19 protein-coding genes are annotated in these 24,172 nt (G+C 30.1%); 11 read left to right on the top strand and 8 right to left on the bottom strand.

Annotated features, from left to right (window positions below; all coding sequences use genetic code 11):
- Positions 1-79: 79 nt before the first annotated feature.
- From VJY32_RS07065 to VJY32_RS07035, 7 genes are all read left to right on the top strand, one after another.
- Complete coding sequence (locus VJY32_RS07065) at positions 80-541, top strand: hypothetical protein (protein ID WP_353677205.1); 462 nt, start codon at positions 80-82, stop codon at positions 539-541.
- A complete protein-coding gene (locus tag VJY32_RS07060) occupies positions 534-1,607 on the top strand; it encodes a hypothetical protein (RefSeq protein ID WP_353677204.1) in 1,074 nt (357 codons plus the stop codon). Before VJY32_RS07065 ends, VJY32_RS07060 begins: the two co-directional genes overlap by 8 nt.
- A 14-nt stretch (positions 1,608-1,621) precedes the next feature.
- Complete coding sequence (locus VJY32_RS07055) at positions 1,622-2,506, top strand: hypothetical protein (protein WP_353677203.1); 885 nt, start codon at positions 1,622-1,624, stop codon at positions 2,504-2,506.
- A complete protein-coding gene (locus VJY32_RS07050) occupies positions 2,499-3,587 on the top strand; it encodes a hypothetical protein (protein WP_353677202.1) in 1,089 nt (362 codons plus the stop codon). The genes VJY32_RS07055 and VJY32_RS07050 overlap by 8 nt, the downstream gene beginning before the upstream one ends.
- 68 nt (positions 3,588-3,655) lie before the next feature.
- Positions 3,656-4,552: a DUF1848 domain-containing protein gene (locus tag VJY32_RS07045; RefSeq protein ID WP_353677201.1), complete on the top strand. Its 897-nt coding sequence runs from the start codon at positions 3,656-3,658 to the stop codon at positions 4,550-4,552.
- Between the two features lie 1,075 nt (positions 4,553-5,627).
- On the top strand, positions 5,628-6,974 hold the full coding sequence (locus VJY32_RS07040; protein WP_353677200.1) for an MFS transporter: 1,347 nt from the start codon (positions 5,628-5,630) through the stop codon (positions 6,972-6,974).
- 55 nt (positions 6,975-7,029) lie between these two features.
- Positions 7,030-7,773: a hypothetical protein gene (locus VJY32_RS07035; RefSeq protein WP_353677199.1), complete on the top strand. Its 744-nt coding sequence runs from the start codon at positions 7,030-7,032 to the stop codon at positions 7,771-7,773.
- A gap of 15 nt (positions 7,774-7,788) precedes the next feature.
- Here the strand turns inward: VJY32_RS07035 and citF are convergent, their stop codons facing one another.
- The 8 genes from citF to VJY32_RS06995 form a co-directional block, all read right to left on the bottom strand.
- Complete coding sequence (gene citF, locus VJY32_RS07030; RefSeq protein WP_353677198.1) at positions 7,789-9,345, bottom strand: citrate lyase subunit alpha; 1,557 nt, start codon at positions 9,343-9,345, stop codon at positions 7,789-7,791.
- Between the two features lie 86 nt (positions 9,346-9,431).
- Positions 9,432-10,667, bottom strand: coding sequence for an aldolase/citrate lyase family protein (locus VJY32_RS07025; RefSeq protein WP_353677197.1), 1,236 nt, complete (start codon positions 10,665-10,667; stop codon positions 9,432-9,434).
- A gap of 96 nt (positions 10,668-10,763) precedes the next feature.
- Positions 10,764-12,197, bottom strand: coding sequence for an MmgE/PrpD family protein (locus tag VJY32_RS07020; RefSeq protein ID WP_353677196.1), 1,434 nt, complete (start codon positions 12,195-12,197; stop codon positions 10,764-10,766).
- A gap of 350 nt (positions 12,198-12,547) precedes the next feature.
- Positions 12,548-14,521 carry a homoaconitase gene (gene lysF, locus VJY32_RS07015; protein WP_353677195.1) on the bottom strand — a complete coding sequence of 658 codons (1,974 nt, stop codon included), beginning with the start codon at positions 14,519-14,521 and terminating at the stop codon, positions 12,548-12,550.
- Between the two features lie 68 nt (positions 14,522-14,589).
- Complete coding sequence (locus VJY32_RS07010) at positions 14,590-15,123, bottom strand: HDIG domain-containing metalloprotein (RefSeq protein WP_353677194.1); 534 nt, start codon at positions 15,121-15,123, stop codon at positions 14,590-14,592.
- A gap of 11 nt (positions 15,124-15,134) precedes the next feature.
- Entirely contained in the window at positions 15,135-16,769 is a 1,635-nt protein-coding gene (locus VJY32_RS07005) for a carbon starvation CstA family protein (protein ID WP_353677193.1), read from the bottom strand.
- 225 nt (positions 16,770-16,994) lie between these two features.
- On the bottom strand, positions 16,995-18,173 hold the full coding sequence (locus VJY32_RS07000; protein ID WP_353677192.1) for an isocitrate/isopropylmalate dehydrogenase family protein: 1,179 nt from the start codon (positions 18,171-18,173) through the stop codon (positions 16,995-16,997).
- Positions 18,174-18,263: 90 nt separating this feature from the next.
- Positions 18,264-18,785, bottom strand: a complete 522-nt coding sequence (locus VJY32_RS06995) for an O-acetyl-ADP-ribose deacetylase (RefSeq protein WP_353677331.1) — start codon at positions 18,783-18,785, stop codon at positions 18,264-18,266.
- Between the two features lie 197 nt (positions 18,786-18,982).
- Here VJY32_RS06995 and VJY32_RS06990 point away from each other — a divergent pair, with 197 nt between their 5' ends.
- The 4 genes from VJY32_RS06990 to VJY32_RS06975 all read left to right on the top strand — a co-directional run bounded on the left by VJY32_RS06990 (position 18,983) and on the right by VJY32_RS06975 (position 24,172).
- The gene (locus VJY32_RS06990) at positions 18,983-19,381 is read left to right on the top strand and encodes a hypothetical protein (RefSeq protein ID WP_353677191.1); all 399 of its coding nucleotides are present in this window, start codon (positions 18,983-18,985) and stop codon (positions 19,379-19,381) included.
- 336 nt (positions 19,382-19,717) lie between these two features.
- The gene (locus VJY32_RS06985; protein ID WP_353677190.1) at positions 19,718-22,093 is read left to right on the top strand and encodes a GH36-type glycosyl hydrolase domain-containing protein; all 2,376 of its coding nucleotides are present in this window, start codon (positions 19,718-19,720) and stop codon (positions 22,091-22,093) included.
- A gap of 17 nt (positions 22,094-22,110) precedes the next feature.
- Positions 22,111-23,073 carry a glycoside hydrolase family 130 protein gene (locus VJY32_RS06980; RefSeq protein WP_353677189.1) on the top strand — a complete coding sequence of 321 codons (963 nt, stop codon included), beginning with the start codon at positions 22,111-22,113 and terminating at the stop codon, positions 23,071-23,073.
- Complete coding sequence (locus tag VJY32_RS06975; RefSeq protein WP_353677188.1) at positions 23,057-24,172, top strand: carbohydrate-binding family 9-like protein; 1,116 nt, start codon at positions 23,057-23,059, stop codon at positions 24,170-24,172. Before VJY32_RS06980 ends, VJY32_RS06975 begins: the two co-directional genes overlap by 17 nt.

Raw genomic sequence — 24,172 nt, 5'->3', positions numbered from 1 at the left:
TATATTATTAATAAAAATTATTTGACTAATAAAATCAAATTTATAGATTGCATACATTCAAAAAATATTTTATAGAAAAATGTATACAATTGAGTATTTAAAGAAGAAATTAAATACAAATAGAAATATAAAATTAATGGAAGTTCGTTTAATAAAAAGAGTTATTAATGAAGAAGAAAAAGAAAATATAATTCTGGAGCTTGGAAGTGTATGGAGTGTTCATGATAGTAATGTAGATTTTGGCGGGGAAGAAAGAAATGTAAAGGATGTATATAGACCTGTATTGATTTTAGAAGATAAAACGATAAATAATTATTACTATGATTATGTAGAATTTGCACCGGGGACATCAAAGGTCCATAAAACAGAACCTAAGATATTAGTAGCGAAAGTCCCGCCAGAAAATCTAAGAAAAACAACTTTCTTTTTAATAAAATTCAAACAATATAAAAGAGCTTTATTATTAAAAAGAAAATTAACTGAATTAAGTCCCAAATTAAAAGACAAACTAAAAGAAATTCTGGTAACCAATTATGAATGAAAGAATTCCAGACCTTATCAGAAAAATCCTTACCAATACTGCAAATCATAATGATTTAATTGAATTCGACAAACAAATTACTAAAATGGTAGGTAATTTTATTCAATCAAAGAATGAATATTATGATGATATTCTTAATGATATAAAGCAAAATGTAATTGAAAATTTATGGACATCATTTACAAAAAACTCTTTCTGGCAGGAAAGACTTTCTGTAAACGAAGATAATGATAGGGTTATTATTTCTTATGTTTACTCAATTATTAATTCTTGTTACAACAGCGAAAAAAAGTCAATATTTACTGAAGAAGAAAGAAATTTAAAACCAGCCATTCGTGATGCTATTAATAAATTAATAAACGATAATTACATAAATAAGATTGAAAAATTTGGGCAGGAATATTATTCAATTAATACAGATTCAGAAAAAATGTTATATGATAAATACACTCAAATAAGAAATTTTTATATACTGAGAAGAAAAAGTTCAGAAGGATTTGGCAAAATTAATTACCAAGCAGTTTATTTAGCTGTTAAGGAAATTTTAGAAAATTTAGAAAATTATTACTTATCACTTTCTGATATAATAGAAATATTAATGGATAACAGTGATGTTCGTAAATATACAGTATTATCATTAGGCAATTGCGAAAGAGATGAAGAAATTGATAGGTATTCGGATGTAAATAATTTTCATATAATAAATGAAGAAAAATTAAATACGGAAGATTCATTACTCCCAAATCCTATTGATTGTAGTAAATTTATTGATGACTGTAATAAAAAAATAGATTACTATTTTCAAAACAAAAAGAAAGCTGATTATTCCAAAATATGTTTTTATTTATACTACAAAGCTGATTTCACTTATGCAGAAATCAGTGAATATCTCTTGCAAAAATTTCATAAAAAATTATCAATCCAGACTGTTAAAAATTATATAGATGATTTAATAGTAATTTTAAATTTTGGTGAAGATTATGATGTAGAAAGCGAAGAATTTAAAAATGCCATCGAAAAATTTATGAGTTTTATTGCTAATGAATATAATTTATTAGATGAATGAGAGGTGAGAATAAAATGAAGAATGAATACAAATACATTGAATATATGCTGAATCCTCCAAATAAGTTTGAAGAAGGACAGCTTTGGAAATATCCTGCCAAAAATTTAGAATTTGTTATAACAGAAGTTATAAATCAAAAAATTGTGAGAGCGGCATTGTTAACGAAAGTAAAATATTTGGCAGATAGCAACGATATTTCATTGAAAAACGATAAAATTGCAAGAGAGGTCTTTCCACGTGAACGATTTGTATTGCGTATTACCGATGGTCCTGTGACAACCTATTGGTTTCAAATTTACGCGGGGAAAGTTGAAGATACAACTTTAAAAAAGATTAAAGACTCATTAAAAATTAAAACCTTTGAGCACGATGAAGTTCAAAAAATATTGATTACTGAGTTGCTTGGCTCATTAGAACCATTGAGAGAAGAAGCATTAGAACTTTATTTAAGTTCATTGTCTGAACAAGAAGAAGATTATAACGAACCAATAATAATCAATCTTCCTTCACCAATTTATGATGAAGTAGAAGAAACAGTTTTATTAGCTGCCTCAGATTTGTCAGCAGAAGAAAAAATGTTAGAGTTCTGGCGAAAAGAAAGAGATTCTAATTATCAAACTGAATTGCCACTGAAAATACCTGATATGATTGTAAGAATTTCTAATGTTGATAATAAATACTATTTAATAATTATCACAGATAAATATAAAACCATAAATAAAATTGAAATTACTGAAAATGAAGAACAATTCTTTGCTAAAGAAAACATTGATATACCAGATACTAAGCGCATTCCAATTTTAATAAATAAAAAATTCAATGACGAATTTATTTATAAAATAAAATTAAAAGTTGATAATAATATTTATACATCATACTTTATGATAAATTATGATTGAGCAAATATCTCAACTGATTCAAGAAGGTAAATTTAATTCTGCAATAAAACTATGTGAAGAAAAAATCAATAGTTCTAATCTTGAAGATAGAGTTCATTTCAAAGAAGAAAAGAATTTAATTGAGAGGTATTATAAAGATTTTGTCTCAAACAGCATAGGTGAAACTTACCTTCCTTTGGTGGATACAAAAAGTAGGACTGGTAGAATTCTTAAAATCAAATCTGCTTTATTTAATGATAATCAAGATGATGTTTTTATTAATGATGAATGGAAAACGAATGCGATAAGTATTGTTAAAGAATTCATGAATAATTACATAAAAAAAGAATTTCCTGAGTTATTGATTTTAGATTGGGATTTTAGTGAAATTGTATGCGGTGTGAAAAAGAATTCATATTTAAAGAATAACTATGATATTCAAGGCAGGTCTTATATTCTGCCTTTAATTTTATCTTTTATATCATTATTAATCGAAGAAAAATTGCCAGAAAATATTTGTTTTACAGGAGACATTGAAAAAATAAATAATAAATATTTTCTCAAAAAAGTTGATGGCATTGATATTAAACAAAAAATTATAAATGAAGAACTACCATTCATTAATGATTTTATCCATCCAGAAAATTCGAATGCTGAATTAGCGGAAATTGTTAAAAAAAATTTAAACATCACTCTTGAAAAAATCTTAAAGTCTCCATTTATAAAAAGATACATTCTACTGGAGAAAAATTCAGCTCAATCAAAATATGGTTCTCATAAAATTATTTCGATTAAGATTAATGGCTCAATATCAATAGATGATTTTATAAAATTGCCGGAATATTTACATGCCAACATAAATTATTTTAAGGATGAAGGTAATGGGATAATCATTGACGGTCGTGCTCCTATTTCTGTCTATACGATGATTACTAGTTTCCCTGAAATAATAAACTCACTTCCCAATTTTTTAGCTGTAACTTATTCATCAACTCAAAATGTTGAAGATAATTTATCCAAAACGGCAATAGTAATTAGAACTTCCCAAGCTGGAATGTCCAAGCTAAAACCAGGTCAAATTCTTAATTATAAAATTACCTGACGTATTTAGGAAGCCTGAACACTATTTTGTTTATGTGCAGTATGTTTTTGTTATAAAATATTTATAAAATGAAAAAGGTAATAATCTCTGTTAGCAGAAGAACTGATATATTAGCTTTTTATTCAGACTGGTTAATTGAAAGAATAAAACTTGGATATTTATACTATCCTAATCCATTCTCACAAAAACCTGTCTATATAGATTTAAGCACAGATGCGGTAAAATCAATTGTATTCTGGACACGTAATCCCAAACCAATTTTTAAGCATTTAGATTTTATTGACGAAAAATATAATAAACACCATTATATGCATTTAACAATTAATGGATATCCGAAAATTTTAGAGAAAAGAAGTCCTGATGTGGATTATGCAATTTCTTCTGCGGAATTTTTAGCAAAAAGGTATGGTGATAATTACATTCAGTGGCGTTTTGATCCAATTATTATTTCAAGTATTACTTCTTATGAATTCATTATCAATAAATTCAAATACATAGCAGATAAGCTAACTGGCATAACTAAACGATGTTATATAAGTTTTGTTGATTTATATAAAAAAACGAAAATGAATCTGTCAAAAGCAGAGAAAGACTATAATATAAAATTTTATGAACCTTCAGTTGAAGAGCAAGTTAGTTTAGTAAAAGAAATTATAGATATAGCAAAAGAGAAAAAGATAGATGTGTATGCATGTGCTGAAAACCATTTACTAAAAATAATTCCGGAACTAAATGAAGCTCATTGCGTTGATATTGAAATAATTAATAAAATATGTAATGAAGATGAAAAATGTAATTACAAAATCTCTCCAACACGTTTCGATTGCAGTTGCTATGAAAGCAAAGATATTGGATTTTATGACAGTTGTTTTTATGGTTGTATATATTGTTATGCAAATACCAACCCAAGAAAATTCAAAAAGAATTACAATTTAAAAATTGAAGATAATATAAAATTCTGGTAATTATATATTCACATTAATGCAATTTTTTATATTCATTACTTCATTTCATAATTGAAATAAATCTCGACTTACATAATTGTAACACGAAGCAACAGTTTTGTGAAAGTAATATAAACACTAGCACACAAAAATTTTCTGATTAAAAGAAAAGACTCTAAAAAAATGTAGAAGATATTTTTAGATTCTTCGTCGTCCACCTTTCGGCGGGACTCTTCAAAATGACAGAATAGGATAACATCGTCATTCTGAATGGAGCGAAGCGGAATGAAGAATCTCTAAGAACATGGAGGAATGGATTTTAGATTCTTCGTTGTCCACCTTTCGGTGGGACTCCTCAGAATGACAGGAAAGAGTATAATTGTCATTCTGACTCGCCGAAGGCGAGGAAGAATCTATTAAAAATATAAAATTGTTTTAGATTCTTCGTCATTCGCCTTTGGCGAATTCCTCAGAATGACAAAATAATATTCACGCAGATAGCGCGGATAGTCGCAGATATTCGCGGAAAGTAATCAGCGCAAATCCGCGAAATCTGCGAGAAACAATTATCACTCAAGATAGTTTGATTTATTGTTATTATTAATGAAGAAATTTTATAGACAAGAATAAATCCTCTAAGATGAAGAGAAGATTTTAAAATTCTTCGTTCGCCAAATGGCGGACTCAGAATGACAGAAGAGATTAGTAAGTCATTCTGAATGGAGCGAAGCGGAATGAAGAATCTCTAAGAACATGGAGGAATGGATTTTAGATTCTTCGTTGTCCACCTTTCGGCGGGACTCCTCAGAATGACAGGAAAGAGTATAATTGTCATTCTGACTCGCCGAAGGCGAGGAAGAATTTCTAATTTAAGTATAGTAACACAAATCAATGTTTTAAAAAATATGTAACTAGAAGTTTATCTTGCATAGACATAAATTTTTTGTACTAAAATTAAAATTTTAGGAAGCTGTTTATAACTTAAAAAATATTATTCTGTTATTATTAGAAATTTTAGACTGACTTTAATTTATATTCATTTTACTTAAAAAATATTATGTTTGTAAATATTAAATAATTATTAAAATGAAAATAAATGCAAAGTAATATCAAACCACAACCAACATTTATTTACCGCTGGACAATCTTACTTTTTATTAGTCTTGCCATGTTTGGCAATTATTATATTTATGATAGTATAAGTCCTCTTGCAGATTTACTTGTTAAACAATTAAAATTTACTGATGCCGATATCGGATTGCTGCAGGGAATTTATAGTTTCCCAAACATTATCATGGTTCTTATTGGTGGCATTATTATAGATAAAATTGGTACTAGAACTTCAGTTTTAATTTTTACATGTTTAATAATGATTGGTTCAATAATAACTGCATTGACTGGAAACCTGATTTTAATGGCTTCTGGAAGATTAATTTTTGGTTTAGGTGCAGAATCAATGATTGTAGCAATTACAACAATAATTGCAAGATGGTTCAAAGGGAAAGAATTATCATTTGCCTTTGGATTAAATTTAACAGTAGCACGTCTTGGTTCATTCTTGGCTTTAAATTCTCCAACATGGGGTAAAAGTTTATATAATTACTGGCAGTCCCCTTTGTTAATAACTGTAGGCGCAGGAATTTTTGCATTAATCGCAATTATAATTTATTATTTCCTTGATGTATTGGGGACAAAAAGATTTACATTACCTGAAGAGGGGACTCAGGAAAAAGTTATACTTAAAGAAGTTTTTAATTTCCCAAAATCTTTCTGGTACATCACTGCGTTGTGTGTAACTTTTTATTCTGCAATGTTCCCATTTCAAACTTTTGCTATAAAATTTTTTCAGGATGCACATAATACCACACGAGAAGTTGGGGGTAATCTATCGAGTATGTTAACATTAGCTGCAATGATATTTACTCCTCTTTTTGGGTTATTAGCCGATAAAATTGGGAAAAGGTCTCTGTTGATGATGTTCGGTTCTTTACTGATTATTCCTGTATATCTTATGATGGCATATAAAGTTGGCAAGCCTGATATAATGACTCAGAGTGATTTCATAAATATAAATTTAGATTTCTTTGATATTCATGCTTCTATACCAATTTATTTAATGATTCCAATGTCAATTATGGGGATTGCATTTTCACTGGTACCTGCTGTTATGTGGCCTTCAGTTGCATTGATAGTTGAGAATTCTAAGCTTGGAACAGCTTATGGTTTAATGACAATGATTCAAAATATTGGATTATTTTCTTTTAATATTATCATTGGTTTTGCAAATGATATTTCAAGAGCAAGCGCACAAAATCCTTCGGGTTATAATTTAGGGATGTGGATTTTTTCATCTCTTGGTTTCTTTGGTTTGTTGTTTGCTTATCTTCTTAGAAAAAGTGAAAGAAGTCTAAATGGTCATGGTCTTGAAAATCGTTCAAACTAATTTCAAATCTTTAGTTCTTTTTTTGTAAATTGTAATTAGAAAAAATCTTGAGACAATGCAAAAACTACTGTTTACTTTATTATTTATTTTGTTTTATATTAATTTATTCAGCCAAACATTTGGTTTTGGTTGTCTTGGCTTAAGTGGATTTTATGCAGGAATTACACAACAACAATATGAATCAGCAGGCATAAAAGAATATCTATTTCCGGAAAGTATAACCAATCCTAATTTCAATCCCGAATTTGATTTTAAAAAGGCAACAGGTTATCGATTTGGAGCAAATATATTTCGTGCACGTTTTGCAAAAGCTTTTATAACTGCCAAAGGTTATTATCAATTTCTTAAAGAATCTCATACAAGACAAATTAACGATGAAATTACAGGGGAGAGAAATTATAAATATGAATTATCAATGAATCATTGGGGAGTAGGATTAGATTTGGGTTTTCCCGTTTTTTCAATTCTTGATATAAAACTTTTAGAGGGCCATGTTACTTTCATGAATCCGGAATTTAATACTGAGATTTTAGATATCAATAATAATGTTTTGGAAGAAGATAAAATTGCAACTGATAAAGTGAAAATTGGTTACTTCGTGGGGTCAGGTTTGATTTTTCATCTTATCCCGGATTATGTGAGTATTGAAGCAACAGCAGGTTATTCATTTTTTGTAATTGATAAATTGTATGATGAAAATAATAATTTGATTGTTCCTGTTCCAACTTCAAAAAATAATGCAATTAATAAAAGTAAATTTTCAGCAACTGTTCAATTGAATGTTGGGTTCCCACTCTAAAATTTTTTAGCCCTTTTAATTTTCGACTTTATAAATAGAATCAAGAACTGTCCCATCAACCCATTTAACAATAGCTACAACTTTATTTTTATTTAATTTTGGTTTTTGCGGTTTGCCTCCGCATATTTCGTACACTTCTTTTTGAATATCTTTTATTGAGCGTATAGGTAGTAAAGATTTTTTTACAGCATTAATTAAATCTTTTCTTCTGGGATTAATTGCAATGCCTCTTTCAGTTATCACTACATCAATTAATTCGCCAGGGCCGCATAATGTTGTAACTTCATCAACAATGATTGGAATTCTATCTCGAAAAGAAGGAACTGCAAGTATTGTACATTTAGAGAATAGACAATTTTGCCAGCCGCCTATTCCATGAAGAAGATAACCATCTGAATGTGTAACAACATTCGCATTAAAATTAATATCGACTTCTGTTGCCCCAAGAACAGCTGCATCAACCATTGAAGCAATATTTCCTTTGCCGTGATAATTGTAGCTAACAAATGGAGAAGTCATAATATGATTTGGATTTTCCCGCATTGAACGAACCCCTTCGAGGTCAAATGTTTGCCCATCTAAAATGTAATCAGTCAAACCTTCTTCGAGCAATTCGACTAAATATTTTGTAGAACCGCCGCGAACAAATCGAGCTTTTACGCCTTTTGATTTCATTTTTTCTTTTAGAAATGGAATAAATGCAAGACTTGTTCCGCCAGCTCCAGCTTGAAATGAAAATCCTTCTTTGATTATTCCTGCTGCATCCATAAATTCTGCAATGTATTCTGCTATTAAAAGTCTGTCTGGACTTTTTGTAATTTCAGTTGTTCCACTTACAATTTTTGATGGGTCACCAAGTGATTCAACTTCGACAACACAATCGACATAATTACCCAAAATTTGCCAGGGTATGCAGGGGAATGGAACGAGGTTATCAGTAACGACAATTACTTTGTCTGCATATTGAGAATCTGCTAAAGCAAAACCCAATCCACCGCAGGCTGACTTACCATAAACTCCATTTGCATTGCCAAATGGGTCAGCTGTAGGAGCTGCTATAACTGCAATATCAATGTGAACTTCACCATCTTGAATTGCTTGATATCTTCCACCATGAGAACGTAATACTCCAACACCTTTCATCTTGCCTTCACTTACAAATTTTCCAAGAGGTCCATTCATACTTCCTTCAATGTGATGAATTGTTCCATCTTCAAGATACTGAATTAAGTGTTCGTGAATTGGAAATGATGCACTCGGAAACCAGCGTATGTTTTTTATTCCCATTGAGTGAATTATATCAAATAAATAATTTGTAAGTGTGTCTCCATCTCTTAAATGATGATGTGTAGAAATTGTCATCCCATCTTTGATGCCACATTTTTTCAAAGCTTCCTTTAGATTTTTTACAACTTTATTCCCATTTGATGGATAATCAATACAACTTCTAATTGGCGGATTTGCTTTCCGACCCTCTGGTTTATATTTGCCAATTCCTTGAAATGCAATTTGTTTTTGTCCATTAACTTCTGAAGGCACTAATCTGTTAGCGGCATTCTTAATTAGTTTCATGGTTTAACTTATTAATTGTTTGTTATTTTTTAAATTAATTTTTAATTGCAATTAAATTCAGATTGATAATTATAAAATCTCAAGTTTTATAAAGATAATTTTTCATTTTTCATCCAATCATTATCTAATAATCCATTTTTTATAGCAAGTTCGATAATTCTTTGAGCTCGTTTTACTACAGGGGCATCAATCATTTTACTTCCAATTGTTATTACACCAGTCCCTTGTTTCTTTGCTTCTTCGAAAGCAAGAATTATTTTTTTTGCTTTTTCAATTTCATTTGGAGATGGTGCAAATGCATCGTGAACAATTTTTATTTGTCGAGGATGAATGCAGCCTTTGCCTTCAAAACCAAGAGCTTTTGCTTCAAGAACACTTTGACGCAATCCTTCCATATCATTAACATCAGAAAAAACAGAATCAATTGCTTGGATGCCGGCGGCTTTCGCAGCATTTATTATAACACTTCTTGCATAAAAGCTTTCCTTGCCTTCAATTGTTCTTTCAACACCAATGTCTGCCGTGTAATCTTCCAAGCCAATTGTCAATGCACAAATGAGGTCCGAAGCAGTTGCAATTTCATAGGCTTTAATCACGCCGAGAGCACTTTCAATTATTGGCATAAGATAAATTGTATCAAAAATATTTTGTTGTGCTTTTATGATATTGATTTCTTCTTCAACATCTTTGACAGTCATAGCAGATTCACATTTTGGGATTAAAATGACATGAACATTATGAGGAACAACAAAATACAAATCATCTAAACCCATTGGCAGTTGATTAATTCGAACCATTCTTTCTGCACCATAAAAATCTACAGCGCGCAGAGCATTTCTAACTAAATATCTTGCAGCAACTTTTTCTTCTGGAGGTACACTGTCTTCGAGGTCAAGAATAATTGCATCGGGTTTATGAAGTCCGGCATTTGGAAAATATTTTGGTTCATTGCCGGGTAAATAAAGTCTGCTTCTTCGAAAATTGTCTTTTTCTTTTTTGTAAAAATTATTTTTATTCATTGGCAATAAATATTCACGCGGGTCGTCAGGACATATGATTTTATAAGCAGCTTCAAATCGTGCAGCTATAGTAAAAGGAAGTGCACCATAATCTTCCAGATAAATATTTGCATTTTTGATTTCAAAAAATTTGCACATATCAAATAATATTTCATTTATACTTTCTCCGTATAAAGAACCAACTTTGCTCTGAACCGAAAAATTTATACCACCAGACTTAGTCAATTTAATTTCGAGGTAACAATCGGAACGGATTTTATCCCCTCGTTTTCCAGCTTTGCCAATTTTGAATTCTTGTTTCATTTTTCTAATAATTTATTTTTATAAAATTATTTCTTTAGTGAAATTTCAATTTAATTATGTATAAGTAATTTAATCAATTTATATTGTGATATATAATTACAAAATTAAATTCCCCATAAAGTCTCTTGCCATGTATTCTTCGCAGTTAAAAATCATATCTTTAATTTGAGATTTTCTTTCCATGGTTATTAATTCATCAGTTAGTGAATTGAATTTATTCTCTAAATCTTGCATTGTCATAGGATTATTAGGATGACCTTTAGGATATTCAAGATATTCAGAAAATTCTTTCCCGTCTTTAGTTTTGATTACAACTTTAGATGGTTGTTTTTCGGGAAATAATTTTTCGAATTCAATTGATGCCTCACCTTTAATTTTATCAATTACTTTCCAAATTCTCGGATCTTTTAATTTTTCTTCTGTAAAAGATTGAGTAGTAATTTTTCTATCAACAATTGCAGCTGCAATGCAGAAGGGGAGTGAATGATCAGCAGTTTCTCTTGTTTGAGGATTATATTTTTCTTTATCGAATAGAATATCACAAACTCTTGCAATAGTATGTATTGTTACCGATTCAATTTCATCATAATGTATATCATTTATTGTAACAACATTTAAAGCCGCAGAAATGTGAGTATGTGTTAAAGCTTCCGTTGGAAAAGCTTTCATGCTGCATTCAAGAATTTTAAAGTTGCTTCCAAGATTATTAATTAATTTTTCAATATTCCATTTCCATTCCCCATATTTTTCTCTTTTAGGAATTTTTATTGGACTTACATTTTGATTTTCATAATCCCATCCAAACAAACAATCCATTAAACCTTCTTTGCCTTCAAAAATAAGTTCTGACCCTGTAAAACCTTTTTGAGCTAACAATGCTGCCATAACTCCACTTTGAACTGCTAATGGGTCGACAAAATTTTTCATCATTGATAATTTGCCTGAAGCTGGAGCGCCAATTGTAAAATTATGGGAGCCACTTATTCCGATTGCGTTTACCATTTGTTCAATAGATAGACCTAAAATTTTTCCTGCAACAATAGGAGAAACAAATTGAGTTAAAGTTGCATGATGCCATTTTCGTTCACGAATTCCTGGGATAGCAAATTCGCAGAGCCGTTGTTCAAATTCATATCCGAGGACAATTGCAACAATAACATCTTTCATTGATGCATTAACAAGTTCAGCAGTCGCTAAAGCTGCTGGAATTAAGTCAGATGGATGTGATGGATCCTCTTTCCAGTAAATATCATTGAAGTCGAGAGAACGAATCATAAGTGAATTTATTAGTGCTGCATTAACTGCAGGAATTTTGTCGCCAAATGCAATTACAGTAGCTTCATTACTTCCACCAATATTTTTATAAAAATCCCGAATGATGTTCACATCTTTTGTGTTGTAAGCGCCAAATGCACAACCAATAGAATCGTATAAAAATCTTTTTGCTGTTTCAATTACATTAATTGGTAAATCTTTGTAATTCAGATTCACAGCAAATTCAGAGATAACACGAGATATGGACTTTTCCATAGTGTTAATCCTTAATTGTATTAATGAAAATATAAGATTGTTACTTACTTATTTTGCCAGTTGGTTTCGTAAATCTTGGGAAAATTGAGGAAAGGGAAGGAATGTTTGGAAATATTATATTTTATTATCATAACAAATTTTGAATTTAACTAAGAATAAATTATGGTTTTTATGAATTAAATGAAAGTGTAATGTTAACATGTGGATAAAATTATAAAAGATCATCTAAAAAGTAATTGTTCAATTTTTTCATAATCTGTGAAAATCTTTTAAAATCTGTGTTTTCAGTGTTCTATTTTTTATAAAGACCTTATTGTTTAATCAACTCCATAATTTAAAAAAGTCTGAGTTCAAAGATTAAATTTTACCCAATTCTCAAGTCCATTAGCTACAATTAATTCTTGTGCAGCAATTCCTACTGGATTGATTGAATATGTTTTGTCATTTGCTGTGATTGTAGAATTTTGGAAATTAATTTTAGCTGTTATTCCTGTTGGAATAGTTAATTGATTCTGCCCAAATTTATTTTTCAAATCATTTACTAATTCCGGACATTCAATTATCAAGAAACCATTATTAATTGCATTTCGTTTGTAAGTTTCATTAAATGAACCAGCAATAACAAGTTGAATCCCTTTGTATTTTAATGCCGTTGCAGCTTGTTCACGTGAACTGCCCGTTCCAAAATTAAATCCTCCTACAAGGATATCACCTTTTTTAACTATGTTTTTAAAATTCGGGTCATAATTTTCCATAACTACATTAGCCTGTTCTTCAGGAGTCATATCATCATTATAAGTGTATTTACCGGGATAAATTCCATCTGTGTTTAAATTATCTTGTGGACAGAAGATTAATTGACCTGTAATTTCATCAGGGAAGCCATTGATGATTTGAATAGATGTTGTAGAAATATTTCTTTTTGAATTTGTTTTTATTTCACCAATAATTTTTTGATTAGGTCCATTCCATTCATAATTGATATAACCAGATAAAGCTGAATAAGCAACTACAGCAGGAGATGCGAGATAAGCGAAAGCATTTGGGGAACCCATTCTACCTTTGAAATTTCTGTTAGTAGCTGAAATTCCAACTTCGCTATTTTCAAGTAAACCTGTGCCTAATCCAATACATGGACCGCAGCCAGGAGGCAGAGGAATTGCTCCTGCTTCAATTAATGCCTGCCAGTCTCCTCTTCTCTCACTTTCTTTTTGTACTTCACTTGAAGCAGCTCCAATATAAAAATTTACATGTTCTGCAACTTTTTTGCCTCTTAAAATTTTTGCAGCTTCAGATAAATCTTCAACACGTGAGTTTACACATGATACTAAATAAGCTTTGTCGATTTTTATTTTTTGTTTTTTAATTTCTGAAACAGGTGCAATTTTTTTGACTGAATTTGGTCCTGATACATAAGGTTCAATTGAAGAAAGATCAATTGATAATTCTTTTGAATAAAATGCATTAACATCTGCAACTAGATTTGGAATCTTTTTTTCAAGTTCTAAAATTCTTTCTTCATTTATTCTAGGATGTTTTCCATTACCATCAACATCAGATGGAACTCCTTCGAGTCCTCTTTGCTCAATATATTTTGCTCTTTGTTTCAACCACTCAATTGTAATTTTATCAATAGGGAATAAACCAACAAGAGCACCCCATTCAGTTGTCATGTTAGCGATTGTTAGTCGTTCATCAATACTAAGATATTTTACTCCATCGCCGGTAAATTCAATTGCATGATTTAAAACTTCATCATTATTAAAAAATCCGCAAAGAGCAATAATCACATCTTTACCTGTAACACCAGTTTGTAATTTCCCTTTTAATTCTACTTTGGCAATTGGGGGCACCTGCCACCATGTTTTACCGGTTGCCCAAATTGCAGCTGCATCAGTTCTTACAATTGGTGTCCCCAAGCAACCAATTCCGCCATACATATTTGAATGACTGTCTGATGCAACCACCATGGTTCCAGGCCAAGCATAACCTTCTTCAATCATAATTTGATGACCAATTCCACGACCAGCAGGATAGAAATCAGCTCCCATAGATTTTGCAAACTCTTCAATCTTTTTATACTTCTGTAAATTTTTTTCGTCTTTGTTTTGAATATCGTGGTCAAGTGTAATAACTACCTGTCTTGGATTTGCTAACTTAGTTGCACCAATACTTTTAAATTTGGGTATCACTGCACCCGTGTTATCGTGAGTCATTACATAATCTGGACGAATTGTAATATAATCCCCAGATTGAACAATTTGATTTGGCAAAAGATTAACAGCATAACGCTGAGCAATTTTTTCAATTAATGTTTGAGGCATATTATTTACCTAATTAGTCCAGATTAAGTTTTGTCTAAATTCAGTTTTAGAGAGAATAAAAGAAATATTTATTTAAATATATCAAATGAAACAAAATCTGCATGATGAACTATTATAGATTCAACCGTTCGTTTTCCTAAATCACCTTCTTTTGAATGTGTAGCAATTATATGTTGAACTTCGTTTGGAATATTAAATCTTGCTGCAATTGCTAAACCACTAAAAGGATGACGAATTAATTCACCTGCTTTACTAATTTGTATTTTGCCATTTACTTTTTCATACTCAAATAATTTTCCGACATCAATTAAAATTGCTCCTGCTATTAAATAATCCATATTTATATTTAATGAATCGCCAAAATTTTTTTTCATAATTTTTGCAATTTCTACTGAAAGCTGAACACATGTCCTTTTGTGATTGATAAAAGAAATCTTACAATCTTTAATTAAAAGTGTAAACGGAATATTTTCTAAATCTTCTACAGTAAGAGAAGAATTTTCGATTGCATAAGTCCAGCAGTCAATTACTTTTTCTTTTAATGATTCGTCTTTGATCCAATCAATTTCAGGCCAGAGTTTTTTAATTTTTTCTTTTATCATGTTTATAATATTTATTTTGCAATAATAGTTTCTTTTTGATTCTTTCTTAATACTTGATAAGCTTGAACAGCTAAAGTAACAGCAAGAATAAAGAGTAATAGTGAAGCAAAAGATAGTACATAATTTTTTAATAAAATATTTGTATAAAAAAGCATCAATAAAGAAGTTAAAGTAACAGAGAACATAAAGAGCATTGGAATTAATGTAAACTTCATATCAAGGTTTAAATTAGCAACCCAGACTGTAACAGCTAAAAGAGCAATTGCAGCCAATAATTGATTTGCACTACCAAAAACAGGCCAGATGGACATTGATTGTCCACTTAAAGTTAATGCAGCTCCAAACAAAACTGTTATAGCTGTTGCTATGTATCTGTTTTTTACAAAGATGCTATGTTCTTTACTATCTTTAGTTTCAAAAAATTCTTGAAATGAATAGCGGGCTAATCTTGTAGCTGTATCAAGTGATGTTAAAGCAAATGCAGATACGGCAAGAGCAGCAAAACTGGTAGCTGCATCAGTTGGAATATTTAATAAAGGAATATTATGAATAAAAATTGCAATTCCTGTTGAAAATGCAGCAACTGCTCCTTTGGTGTTTAGTAATTCAAGAAAATGTTGTTGATCCAAAGATGCAACTGATAATAGAGATAGAACTGCAAGTAATCCTTCAATCAACATTCCACCATAACCAATTATTTTTGCATCAGTTTCTTTATCAAGCTGCTTTGCAGTTGTTCCACTTCCCACAATTGAATGAAAACCACTAATTGCTCCACAAGCGACAGTAACAAAAAGAGCAGGAAAGAGGTAGCCAACTTTATCTACTGTGAAATTAGTAATTGGTGATAAATGAACTTCGGGCATTGTAAAAAATAATCCAATTACTCCTGCAATCATTAAACCATATAAGAAAAATGAATTGAGATAATCTCTTGGTTGAAGAAGAATCCACACTGGAGTCACAGATGCCAAGAAAATGTAAACGAGTAAAATTATAATCCATGTATTTCTGTCAAGTTGAAGCGGAAAAATGTATCCTAGATAGATAGCTAACGCAAGAAATATAATTCCAACTGTTGATGAAACCCATAATGGAGCTTTGAATCTATATACGCTCAAACCAAATAGAATTGCTAAAAAGATAAATAAAGTAGAAGAAGTTCCAGAACTTGGAATATGTGTAAATGTATCTGCAACAATAATTGTAAATACTGCAATAACAAGTATCAAAGTTGACCATGTAAAAATCAAGAAAAGTTTTTTTCCGCTAATACCAATATAATTTTCAATTATTTGACCAATTGATTTCCCTTTATGTCTTATTGATGCAACAATGGAAGTATAGTCATGAACACCACCAATCAAAGTAGCGCCAAGTAAAATCCATAGATAAACTGGAATCCAGCCAAAACTTGCGGCAATGATAGGACCAACAATTGGTCCAGCTCCAGCAATTGATGCAAAATGATGACCTAACAATACCTGTGATTTTGCCGGGCAATAATCAACTCCATCATACATTGAATGTGAAGGAGTAGAATTTGAATTTGATATATTGAGTTTTTTTGCAATGTATCCGCCATAAATATTATATGCGCCTGCAAACATTATAATTGCAAATAAAATTAATAATATGCCGCTCATTTTTTACCTATTGCTTAATTGCAAAATTATTATAATTAATAAATTAACATAATTACTAAATTATATTGACTACGTTAAAATATTTTTCAATAAAATTTAATAAAATAATTACCATTTGTTCTTCAAATCTGACTTATGGGCGATATATAAAATTGTATTATTACTTTACTTCAATCCCATTATTCCATAATTCCAATATTCCATTATTATTAATAACGCCTCATCTTACAATTTATCAATAACAGCATCTGTCATTTGTTGAGTAGATGCTGCACCTTTTTCAAAAACATCTGGCCCGCCTTTTAATTTTAACATATCATATGTTCTAATTTTACCTTCTTCTATTACTTTTGCAATAGCATTTCTGATTCTTAAAGCAATTTCGTTTTCTCCAATATGTTCGAGCATCATCACAGCACTCATAAACATTGCAATAGGATTTACAATTGATGGATTTAATTTTTCATATTTAGGTGCTGAACCATGAGTCGGTTCAAATATTGCAACATCATTTCCAATGTTTGCACTACAGGCAAATCCCAAACCTCCTATTAATCCTGCAAAGCCATCACTGATTATGTCGCTAAACATGTTTTCTGAAACAATAATTCCATAATCTTCAGGATTTTTTGTAAGCCACATCATCATAGCATCGATATTAGTATCCCATAACTCAATATCTGGATAATCTTTGGAAATTTCTTTAGCAATTTTTAACATCAATCCTGAAGTTTCACGAAGTACATTTGGTTTTTCACATAGAGTTACACTTTTGTATCCATGTTTGCGGGCGTATTCAAATGCAGCTCTAATGATTCTTTCAGAGGCTTTTTTTGTTACTATGCGAGTGGATATTGCCATTTCTTCACTTGGAACATTTGCAAAAGCTTTCATTTTAGGATGAGTTTCAAGAGCAGCTCTTACATGTTTAGGTGGATTAGTCCATTCAACCCCGGAATAAAGTCCTTCTGTATTTTGTCTGAATATTACAACATTTACAAATGGTTCTTCATAAGTACCATCAATTTTTTTACGAATGAAATTCAGTGGATTTCCTTTGAATGAAATACAAGGACGAATACAAATATCTAAATTGAAAATTTGTCGTAAACCCACAATTGGAGAGAAATATTCATAACCTTTTCCTTTTAATGAAGCATCAAGTTCTTTTTCTGCAGCATCTTTTGGTTTACTTGTTATTGCTCCAAAAAGGGCAATTTTATGTTTAGCAATTAAATCAATTGTCCTTTGTGGCAGTGCGTTTCCTTCTTTGCACCAGAATTCCCAGCCAATGTCACCCCAAATATATTCAGCTTGAAATCCTGCAGCATTTAACAATCGAATTGCTTCAGGTAAAACTATTTTCCCAATTCCATCACCAGGAAGAGCTACAATTGTTTTCATCTTTTTCTCCTAACTAATAAAAATTTATGATATAACTTATAGATGTAAATTTTATTTGGCAAATAGAAAATATTTTAATGGGTGGCAGATTCAATTACTTATCATAATATTTTTTAATTGCGTGTAGAGTGCATAAGTATTATCATCAAAGCAGCAAAAAATTACTTTTTCAATTTTATCATGTTGTTGTAAAAATTCCATTACTGTATTAAATGCGATTTTAGAAGCTTGTTCAACAGGAAATCGATAAGCTCCAGTACTGATAGAAGGGAAGGCTATTGTTTTTATTCCATTTTCAAGAGCAAGTTTTAAAGAATTTTTATAACAATTAGATAATAATTCATCTTCGTTATAATTGCCTCCTTTCCATATTGGTCCAACAGTATGAATTACAAACTTAGCAGGCAAATTATAACCCTTGGTTATTTTTGCTTCACCTGTTGGACATCCTCCTAATTTTTTACATTCTTCTAAAAGCATTGGTCCTGCAGCTCTGTGAATTGCACCATCAACTCCTCCGCCTCCTAATAAAGAATTATTTGCAGCATTAACGATGGCGTCAACTTTTAATTTAGTAATGTCACCTTTAATTATTTCAATTCTGCTAAGAATATTGTGTTAATTTAATTTTGTCTTAATGAAAAAATAATAAAACAATTTTAATCTGGAAATAAAAAATGTTTTAAAAAAAATCAATTTCTCATAGTGAAACTTTTTTATTATAAAATATCCACAAAAAGCTAAAAAATGATATACCGATATTGGCATTAATATTGGCTTATAAAAATGAATAATAAATAATATTTCTTATGGAATTAATTGATATAATATATGTCGGCTTGCAGATTTCCATAGCACTGCTTGGAGTGGTAATAATATTGTCATATTTAATATCAAGATTTCGATTGAATAATAAAAAAATAAGCAAAGACAATAAATCTAATTTGAATTTTATTAATATTCCCTCAATTCAACCAGAGACAATCTTAAAAAATAATTTTTATTACAGCAAAGCATTAAATATAAGTATGAATCAATTTAGAGCTTCAAATATGAATTTAAGATATTTGAAAAGTAGCCATGATATTTTTCAGGGACCAAAGAAACATTTTAACAATGTAAAACATAATGACAGCAAAACTCGTTATACTATTATAAATGAAGAAATGAGGAAAAAATCAAATAATTCTGTAATAAATTTCTGGTGAAGGCATATTTAATAATCATTTTTTTGAATGATTATTTATTAAAGATATAGTCTCAGAAGAACAACTCAGAGAATTACATTCCAATTATTAGCGCAGTCAATAATAAAATAATTTTTTTAATAAAAATATCATTCCAATTTTCTATCTTCATTTAATATCATTTAAATTTTTCATTTAATATTTATTGTAACAAAAAAAACTAAGTAAATAAACTTGTTTTTATAAAAAAAAATATAACTTTTTTTATTTATTTGATTGATTTTATAATATTGCTTCCATATTTTTAGATAAGTTATTTTTAGAAAAAAATATACTAATTATATTAGGGGATGATAAATGAATTATGGAGAATTTTCTGAAAACGGTAAAGAGTTTATCATTAATAATGTAGGTACTCCTACTCCATGGATAAATTATATTTATAATGATGAATATTTCTCCACTATTTCTAATAATGCTGGAGGAATTAGCTATTTTAAAAATCCACTTCATGGTAGAATAACCAGATATCGTATTAATGAAGTCCCGCCAGATAGACCAGGAAAATATGTTTATATAAAAGATAAAGAAAGTAAAGAATATTGGTCATTAAGCTGGCAGCCTGTTGGTAAATATAAAGATTCTTACAAAACAGTTCATGGTTTTGGTTATACTAAAATAGAATCCTTTGTTAATAATATTCTTGCTGAAGGTTTGTTTTTTGTTCCATTAGATGATAATAGAGAAATATGGAAAGTGATTATTAAAAACAATTCAAACAATACTCGTAAACTCTCTTTATATGCTTATGTTGAATTTGCATTAGGGCATGGTTTGATAGATTTAATAAATCAATGTGATGACCAGCATTTTAATAGAGTTTATTTTGATAAGGGCTTAAATACTTTATTTGCCACTAAAACTTACTGGGTTACAAAATCCAATGGCACGCAGCAGCAAGAAAATCAAGAATGGGACCAGTGGGCATTTTTTACTGTTAATATTCCAGTTGTGCAATATGAAACTCTAAGAGAACGATTTATTGGAAATTATCGTACTGAGAGTAATCCTTTAGGATTAGAACTAAATGAATTGTCTTGTAAAGATACAGATTATGGGAATGCTGTTGGAGTACTTAGAGTTGATGTTGAGTTAGAACCAAATGAAATTAAGGAAATAATTTTTTCTCTTGGAGTTATTCCTAAAAAAGAATTTAATGAGAAAAAAGAACAGACAATCAGAAGATACAGCGATAGTGAATCTGTAAATGATGCTTTCCTAAAAGTTCGTGATAAATGGGAAGAATTTATAAATCATACTTGTTGTAATACACCGGATAAGGATATAAATATTTTTATGAACAACTGGATTCCTTATCAGGCGAAGGTTGCTTTTGACATAGGAAGAGTTGCAAGCTTTTATTATTGGGGAATTAGTAGAGGTTTTGGTTTTAGAGATACAGCTCAGGATACAATTGCTGTTACTATTGCAATGCCTGAAAAAGCGAAAGAAAGAATACTTTTGCTATCAAGACAAATGTTCAAAGATGGCAGAGTATACCATCATTTCTATAATGACTCTGATGGAGAACTAACCAAACATTGTGATGACCCCGTCTGGTACATTTTAGCTGTAACAGAATACATACGTGAGACAGGCGATATCAAAATACTGAATGAAAAAGTTCCTTATGTTGACAGTGAGGAAGGAACTGTATTAAGTCATTTATATTCAGTAGTTAATTTTATAAAAAATATTTTAACTCCCAGAAATTTACCTGTCTTTGGTAGAGGTGATTGGAATGATACTTTAGATTACATTGGAGGAGATGATGGTGGAGAGAGTGTTTGGGCTGCTATGTTTTATGTAGCAATGTTGAACAGATTAATTGAATTATTTGAACATGTAAACATAGATTATAAAGAAATCGATGAATTAAAAAATAAAATAATAAAAAGTATAGATGATTTATGCTGGGATGGAGAGTGGTATATTAGAGCATTTGGAAGCGGTAAAAGAAAAATTGGTTCTAAGGAAAATAAGTACGGTAAGATATTTATTAATACTCAAACCTGGCCAGTAATTGCAAATTTACCTGACAAACAAAGATTAATTAAAGCACTGGATAGTGTCGTGAAATATCTTGATACAGAATATGGTCCTAAAATATGTGCACCTGCATTTAAAGAGATTGATACTAATGTCGGTTTAATTACACGATGTGTTGCTGGTAAGAAAGAGAATGGTGGTATATTCTGTCATCCTATTACATGGCTTATACAAGCCGAAGCTATTATGAAACGTGGTAATATTGCTTTTGGTTATCTCAAAAAAATATTACCAAACAGAATTGATTCTGATATTTTTACTGTCGAACCTTATGTATTTTCACAATATATAACAAGCAATGAACATACATCACCGGGTAAAGCAAGTCATTCCTGGCAGACAGGAACCGCAGCTTGGATGTATAGGATTTTCTATGATTATATTTTAGGTGTTAGATCTACTTATAATGGTTTATTAATTGACCCTGTAATACCTTCCAACTGGCAATTAGTTAAAGTAGAACGAGTTTTTAGAGGCACTAGATACATAATTGAAATACATAATTTTGAAGGTTTAGAAAGCGGGGTTAAAGAAATTTTAGTTGATGGTGAAAAATTACCGTCAAATATTATCCCTGTTACAAACAAAAAAGTTTGTAATGTAGTGGTTAAAATGGGTAAGTAATTATAAAAGGATTTTTTATGCTTCGCAGATATAATAATAATCCGATTATTACCAGAAAAGATATTCCTGAAATTAAACCTCATCTAATTGATGTTTCATCTGTTTTTAATCCTGGCGCAATAAAATTTAATGGTAAGTATTTGTTGCTTCTGAGAGTACAAAACAGAGGAAGAGAAACCTTTATTGTTAAGGCTGTGAGTGATGATGGAATTAATTATAAAGTTGATGATAAGATTGTCAACTTCATTGGTTTAGAAAAACTAACAAAAAAAGTTTATCATATATATGATACAAGAATAACTAAAATAGATAATACTTTTTTTATAATGTTTGCAATGGATATGGATGATGGATGCAGACTTGGTTTAGCTTCTACAAATGATTTTGAGGAATACAACTTTTTAGGGATAGTGTCTAATGATGACTCAAGAAATGGAGTACTCTTTCCAGAGAAAATAAATGGAAAATTTTTAAGGTTCGAAAGACTAAATAAAGTACAGCTTGAAGGTGGACCAACTACAGGTAATACAATTTATCTATCTGAATCAGAAGATCTTTTGAACTGGAAAATTATTAAACCAGTTATGTCAGGAAGATTTCATTACTGGGATGAAAATATTGGTTCAGGGCCACCACCAATAAAAACAAAAGAAGGATGGCTGCATATTTATCATGGTGTGGCTACTCATTTTGCAGCATCAAATATTTATCAAGTTGGAGTAGCACTTCATGATTTATCGGACCCGGGTAAAGTTATTCATCGTGGGAAATATAATATTCTTGAACCTCGTGAATTATATGAAATGGTTGGTCAAGTTCAAAATGTTTGTTTCCCATCTGGAGCAATTGTAGAAGAGTTTGATGAGGACGGTTTTGCTGTTAATTCAAGTAAAATATTGATTTACTACGGTGCAGCTGATACTTCAGTATGTTTGGCTTTTTCAACAATAGGAGAATTAATTGATGCAGCTAAGCAATAAAAAATTTTATTACTCATTTTATGCTCTTCTTTTATTGTATAATTTTTCATTTGCTCAATCAATTCCAATACCACAAGTTGATTTTAATCCACGAAATTATATATGCTATTTTACAGATGAGAATATTATTGTCGATGGTAAACTTGATGAAATATCATGGCAAAAAGTTGATTGGTCAGAAGATTTCGTAGATATTGAAGGAGAGTTAAAACCAAAGCCTCGTTTTAGAACAAGAGTGAAAATGTTATGGGATAATAATTATTTCTATATTGCAGCAGAATTAGAAGAACCTCATATCTGGGCTACATTAAAAAATCGTGACGATATAATTTTCTATGATAATGATTTTGAAGTGTTTATTGACCCTGACGGCGATACACATAAATATATAGAATTTGAAATGAATGCGTTCAATACTGTGTGGGATTTATTATTGATTAAACCATATCGAGATATGGATAAAGCTGCATTACATGGATATGATATTAAAAACTTAAAATCTGGTGTTAAAATTTATGGCACAATAAATCATCCTGATGATGTTGATAGCTGCTGGACATTAGAAATTGCATTTCCCTGGGAAGCATTTAAAGAAATTACGTCAGTCAAAATTCCACCTTCTAATGGTGACCAATGGAGAATAAATTTTTCACGTGTTGAATGGAAAACTAATGTTAGAAATAATAAATATGAAAAAATAATTAATCCAGAAACAAATAAACCATATCCAGAAGATAATTGGGTATGGAGTCCTCAGGGGGTTATAAATATGCATTATCCCGAAATGTGGGGCTATGTTCAATTTTCTGTTCTGAAAGCTGGTAGTGGAAAGGTTGATTTTATCAGTAGTGATTTGGAAAGAATTAAATGGTATTTGAGAAATATTTACTATCTGCAAAAATCATATTTTGAAAAAAATCAAAAATATGCCAAGAATATATCAGCGCTAGGGATTAACCCATTGATAATTAATGGACGTAAATATAAACCGGAGATTGAAACAATAAATGACTATTTCAGATGTTCTATAACTACTTTTGATAAAATAAACATTGTTATTTATAGTGATGGATTAATTTTTATAAAAAATGAAAAATAA

The organism is Rosettibacter primus (assembly GCF_036860675.1).
GTDB classification, from domain to species: Bacteria; Bacteroidota; Ignavibacteria; order Ignavibacteriales; family Melioribacteraceae; genus Rosettibacter; species Rosettibacter primus.
The sequence above is the reverse complement of the archived record's forward strand: the minus strand, read 5'-3'. Positions and strand labels throughout refer to the sequence as shown.

Coding starts and splice junctions, on each gene's coding strand:
- VJY32_RS07065 (WP_353677205.1), top strand. CDS start 80: ATGTATACAATTGAGTATTTAAAGAAGAAATTAAATACAAATAGAAAT.
- VJY32_RS07060 (WP_353677204.1), top strand. CDS start 534: ATGAATGAAAGAATTCCAGACCTTATCAGAAAAATCCTTACCAATACT.
- VJY32_RS07055 (WP_353677203.1), top strand. CDS start 1,622: ATGAAGAATGAATACAAATACATTGAATATATGCTGAATCCTCCAAAT.
- VJY32_RS07050 (WP_353677202.1), top strand. CDS start 2,499: ATGATTGAGCAAATATCTCAACTGATTCAAGAAGGTAAATTTAATTCT.
- VJY32_RS07045 (WP_353677201.1), top strand. CDS start 3,656: ATGAAAAAGGTAATAATCTCTGTTAGCAGAAGAACTGATATATTAGCT.
- VJY32_RS07040 (WP_353677200.1), top strand. CDS start 5,628: ATGCAAAGTAATATCAAACCACAACCAACATTTATTTACCGCTGGACA.
- VJY32_RS07035 (WP_353677199.1), top strand. CDS start 7,030: ATGCAAAAACTACTGTTTACTTTATTATTTATTTTGTTTTATATTAAT.
- citF (WP_353677198.1), bottom strand. CDS start 9,345: ATGAAACTAATTAAGAATGCCGCTAACAGATTAGTGCCTTCAGAAGTT.
- VJY32_RS07025 (WP_353677197.1), bottom strand. CDS start 10,667: ATGAAACAAGAATTCAAAATTGGCAAAGCTGGAAAACGAGGGGATAAA.
- VJY32_RS07020 (WP_353677196.1), bottom strand. CDS start 12,197: ATGGAAAAGTCCATATCTCGTGTTATCTCTGAATTTGCTGTGAATCTG.
- lysF (WP_353677195.1), bottom strand. CDS start 14,521: ATGCCTCAAACATTAATTGAAAAAATTGCTCAGCGTTATGCTGTTAAT.
- VJY32_RS07010 (WP_353677194.1), bottom strand. CDS start 15,123: ATGATAAAAGAAAAAATTAAAAAACTCTGGCCTGAAATTGATTGGATC.
- VJY32_RS07005 (WP_353677193.1), bottom strand. CDS start 16,769: ATGAGCGGCATATTATTAATTTTATTTGCAATTATAATGTTTGCAGGC.
- VJY32_RS07000 (WP_353677192.1), bottom strand. CDS start 18,173: ATGAAAACAATTGTAGCTCTTCCTGGTGATGGAATTGGGAAAATAGTT.
- VJY32_RS06990 (WP_353677191.1), top strand. CDS start 18,983: ATGGAATTAATTGATATAATATATGTCGGCTTGCAGATTTCCATAGCA.
- VJY32_RS06985 (WP_353677190.1), top strand. CDS start 19,718: ATGAATTATGGAGAATTTTCTGAAAACGGTAAAGAGTTTATCATTAAT.
- VJY32_RS06980 (WP_353677189.1), top strand. CDS start 22,111: ATGCTTCGCAGATATAATAATAATCCGATTATTACCAGAAAAGATATT.
- VJY32_RS06975 (WP_353677188.1), top strand. CDS start 23,057: ATGCAGCTAAGCAATAAAAAATTTTATTACTCATTTTATGCTCTTCTT.